Source organism: Streptomyces sp. NPDC057654 (assembly GCF_042800135.1).
GTDB lineage: Bacteria > Actinomycetota > Actinomycetes > Streptomycetales > Streptomycetaceae > Streptomyces.
In genome coordinates, this window is sequence record NZ_JBHVHQ010000772.1 from 1 (window position 1) to 4145 (window position 4145).

Annotated in this window: 3 protein-coding genes and 1 pseudogene; 2 read left to right on the plus strand and 2 right to left on the minus strand. The window is 71.8% G+C overall.

What is annotated here, in order from left to right:
* Positions 1–806: pseudogene (locus tag ACFU99_RS35480) on the minus strand (endo alpha-1,4 polygalactosaminidase); the annotation flags it as partial.
* 272 nt (positions 807–1078) lie between these two features.
* On the opposite strand from ACFU99_RS35480, the gene ACFU99_RS35485 reads away from it, so the two are divergent.
* Positions 1079–1840 carry a DeoR/GlpR family DNA-binding transcription regulator gene (locus ACFU99_RS35485; RefSeq protein WP_384400285.1) on the plus strand — a complete coding sequence of 254 codons (762 nt, stop codon included), beginning with the start codon at positions 1079–1081 and terminating at the stop codon, positions 1838–1840.
* Between the two features lie 78 nt (positions 1841–1918).
* On the opposite strand, the gene ACFU99_RS35490 is transcribed toward ACFU99_RS35485, so the two are convergent.
* Positions 1919–3151 carry an MFS transporter gene (locus tag ACFU99_RS35490; protein WP_384400290.1) on the minus strand — a complete coding sequence of 411 codons (1233 nt, stop codon included), beginning with the start codon at positions 3149–3151 and terminating at the stop codon, positions 1919–1921.
* Between the two features lie 228 nt (positions 3152–3379).
* Here ACFU99_RS35490 and ACFU99_RS35495 point away from each other — a divergent pair.
* On the plus strand, positions 3380–4145 hold a 766-nt coding region (locus ACFU99_RS35495), incomplete at its 3' end, for a LysR family transcriptional regulator (RefSeq protein ID WP_384400288.1).

Below are 4145 nucleotides of genomic sequence, written 5' to 3' on the forward strand. Positions count from 1 at the left end.
CCCTTGGGCGTGACGTTCTCATCGCGCTGGACGACGCTCAGCTTGTCGCCCCAGGCGGAGCAGGCCTTGCTCATGCCCTTGTCCGTGTACTCGATGACGAAGACACGGGAGCCGAACGCCTTCGTGTACTTCTCGCACTCGTCGTACCGGCCGCACTCCTCGGCGACGGCGAAGTCCGCCCCCGTCGCCTTGTGGTCGGCGGCGAGGTCCGGCGCGTTCTTCTGCGCGACGGCGAGGCCCTTGGCGTGGGCGTGCTGGGACAGGAGCGTGGCGAGGGCCTTGGCCTGGTCGGGCTTCAGGAGCTTCTTGTAACGGTCGTACGTGTCGTAGTTGTCGGGCTCGACGGCCTGGAAGCCCTTGGCGGCGCAGGTGTCGATTCACCCGCCCACCTTGGCGGCGATCCGCTTGCGCTTGGCGTCGGTGCGGATGTCGAGGATGGCCTCGCCCCACTTGCCGTCGTAGACGACGTCACCGTTGCCGTCCTTCAGCAGCAGGTCGGAGTCCCAGTCGCCCTCCTTCTTCGGCTGGGTCTGGAAGGCGTTGACGTAGCAGATGTTGTACAGGCCGGGCGCGGGGTCGGCCTTGTAGTCGCGGCTGACGGCCTTCACGCCGGAGGGCGGGGTGTACGCGCCGCCGATCTGGTAATCGAAGTTGACGTGCGGCGTGGGCAGCGTGATGCCGGACGCGGCGGCCGGCGCGGTGGGCGCGGCCGATGCGGCGGACGGGATGATCAGGCAGGTCGCGGCGGCGGCCGAGAGGGCCGCGGTCACCGTCATGCTCCTGCGCACAACACGATTGAGGCTCATCGTCGAGCTCCAGCTGTTGGGGGCACGGCCCCGCCTCGGAACCCTTGAGCGGGCCCTGGCGACTTAGTCCGGGCTCATGGCGTAGGCCAACTACCGGCTGGGCGTACCTCTTCGCCGAGTGATCCGACACCGGCGTTGCCAGGGAGTAAAGCGAGCGTATTCAGCCATGTCAATAGATCGGTTTTGACTGAACGATCGCCCGTCCGCTCATCAGTACGCGCATTCTGTGCACGGGAGTGAGCGGCCCCGTTCGCCAAGGCTATGCTCACGGCGTGCTCCGAACCGACCGCCATGCGCGGATACTCGACCACGTGGCCGCGCAGGGCAGCGCCGACGTCACGCAGCTCTCCCAGCTGCTCGGCGTCTCACCGGCCACGGTGCGGCGCGATCTGCGGCACCTGAGCGAGCAGCGGATGCTCGACCGTACGCACGGCGGCGCGCTCCCCAGCGGGCTGAGCATCGAGCTGCCGCTCCAGCACCGCGCGGACCAGCGCTCCCCGCAGAAACAGGCCATCGCGCGAGCGGCCGCGGCCCTCGTGCCGGAGGGCGCGGTGGTCGGCCTCACCGGCGGCACCACCACCACGGAAGTGGCCCGCATCCTCGCCGACCGGGGGCCGGTCACGATCGTCACCAACGCCGTCAACATCGCGGCGAACCTGGTGCTCCGCCCCACCGTCACCCTGATCGTGATCGGCGGCACCGCCCGCAGCCAGAGCTACGAGCTGGTCGGCCCCATCGCCGAGAAGACCCTCGCCGACCACCACACCGACATCGCCTTCCTCGGCGTCGACGGCATCAGCGCCGCCCACGGCTGCACCACCCACGACCAGCTGGAAGCAGCCACCGACCGCGCCTTCGCCGCCCACGGCAGCCGCACCGTCGTCGTAGCCGACCACTCCAAGATCGGCCGGACCACCTTCGCCAAGATCTGCCCGACCGCCGACGTCCACACCCTCATCACCGACTCCGACGCCCCGACGGCGGAACTGACGGCGATGGGCGAGCTGGGGGTGCGGGTCACGGTGGTCGGCTGAAACCGACGGTCGGCTGAAGGCGGTGGTCGATTGAAGGTGGTGGTCGGCTGAAGGCGATGGTCGGCTGAAAGCGAGCGCCTACCGCGCCTCCGCCCGCTCCGTCGAAGCCGAGCTCGTGCCCGTAGCCGCTTCCGTCGGCCGCTGTCCGCCAACAGCCCGATGCCGCAGGCGTTCCACGGTCCACACCGCGAGCCCCGCCGCCGACAGCGCCGCGCCCAGGGCGCAGACGCCGCTCCAGCCGGCCATGCCCCATACGGCGCTGGTCAGAGCGGAGCCGAACGCGCCGCCGACGAAATAGCTCGTCATGTAGGCGGAGTTGAGGCGGTTGCGGGCTTCGGGGCGGACGGCGTAGACGAGGTTCTGGTTGCTGATGTGCACGGCCTGGACGGCCAGGTCCAGGACGATCACGCCGGCGAGCAGGGCGACGAAGGGCCAGGCGCCGCCGGAGCCGGCCAGGGCCAGGAGGCCCCAGGAGCCCAGGAGCAGGAGCGCGCCGATGCCGGAGACATGCTGGACCAGGCCCCGGTCCGCCAGCCGGCCGGCCGTCGAGGCGGCCAGCGAACCGGCCGCGCCGACCAGGCCCAGCAGCCCGATCTCCGCCTCCGACCAGCCGTAGGACGGGCCGGAGAGGAGGAAGACCAGCGCCGTCCACAACACGCTGAACGGCGCGAACGACAGCGCGCCCAGCGCCGCCCGCCACCGCAGCACGGGCTCGTCGGCGAACAGCCGCAGCGTGGAGCCGATCAGCGCCGGATACCCGCGCCCCGCGGGCTGCGTCGGCTGCGTCGACGGCAGCACCGGCAGCCGGAGCCGCAGCGCCGCCGCCATCAGCAGCATCAGCACGGCGTTCACCCAGTAGACCGTGCGCCAGCCGCCGAGGTCCGCGAGCAGCCCGGCGGCCGTACGGGCCAGCAGGATGCCCAGCAGCAGCCCCGTCATGACCGTGCCCACGGTCCGCCCGCGCTCGGCGGGCGCCGCCAGGGTCGCCGCGTACGGCACGACCACCTGCGCCGCCACGGAGGCCAGCCCGGTCAGCGCGGTGCCGACCAGCAGAAGCGTCCCGTTCGGCGCGCTCGCCGTCACGGTCAGGAACACCGCGGTGGCCGCGCACAGCCCCACCGCCAGCCGCCGCCGGTCCACCAGGTCACCCAGCGGTACGAGCAGCAGCAGCCCCAGCCCGTACCCGACCTGCGCGACGGTCACCACCAGCGCCGCGGTCGACGCGCTCAGCCCCAGGTCGCGGCCTATGACGTCCAGCAGCGGCTGGGCGAAGTAGTTGCCCGCCACGGACAGGCCGGTGGCCACGGACATCAGCAGCAGCAAGCCGCGCCCCAGCCCCCGCGCCCCGACCGTGCCGTGCTCCGTCGCTTCCACAAGTCCTCCAAGGTGCCGCGCCCCGCGCATGAATCGGCACCGGCCCCGCCAGGGCGGCGGCGCCGGTGCGTACGCTCCAGAGTGGGCCGTTCCCCATCGATGAGTCCAATGCATTGTTTTCATCACACCCATCGCGGAACACGATCAATCGCTAGGATCTCCGCCATGGAGCTCCAGCAGATGCGCTACGTCGTCGCGGTCGCCGAGACCGGCGGCTTCACCCGCGCCGCCGAACGCTGCCACGTCGTGCAGTCCGCGCTCAGCCACCAGATCGCCCGCCTGGAGCAGGAGCTCGGCTCCCGGCTCTTCGACCGTACGAGCCGCAGCGTGCGGCTGACGGCCGCGGGGGAGGCGTTCGTCCCCGTCGCCCGGCAGACCCTGGAGGCCGCCGAACGCGCCCGCGCCGAGGTGGACGCCGTGTCGGGCGAGGTGCGCGGCCGGCTCGCCGTCGGCGCGATCTCCACCGTCGTCGCCGTCGACCTCGCCGAGGTGCTGGGGGAGTTCCACGCCCGCCACCCCCAGGTGCGGGTCGGCATGCGGGTGGACATGAGCGATCTGCTCATCGAACAGGTCCGCCAGGGCGCCCTGGACGTCGCCTTCGTGGGCGTGGTGCCGGGCGAGCCCATCAAGGGCGTACGCGAGAAGGTGCTGTCGCACGAGGAGCTGATGGCCGTCGTCCCGCCGGGGCACCCCCTCGCGGATCAGCGGAGAGTCGGTCTGCGGCGGCTGGCACGCGAGACCTTCGTGGGCTACACGGCGGGCTCCGCGGCCCGCCGCCAGACCGAGGAAGCCTTCCTCGCCGCCGGGCTGCGCACCGAGGTCGCCTTCGAGGTGACCACCGTGGAACTGCTCGCCAAACTGGTACGCGCCGGGCTGGGCGTGGCCATGGTGCCCGAGGCCATCGCCTCCGGCCTCACCGGGCTGCACACCC

What these genes read in the sequence shown, in the direction of transcription:
- ACFU99_RS35490 (WP_384400290.1), bottom strand. Translation starts at nt 3,151, where the DNA reads ATGTCCGTGGCCACCGGCCTGTCCGTGGCGGGCAACTACTTCGCCCAG.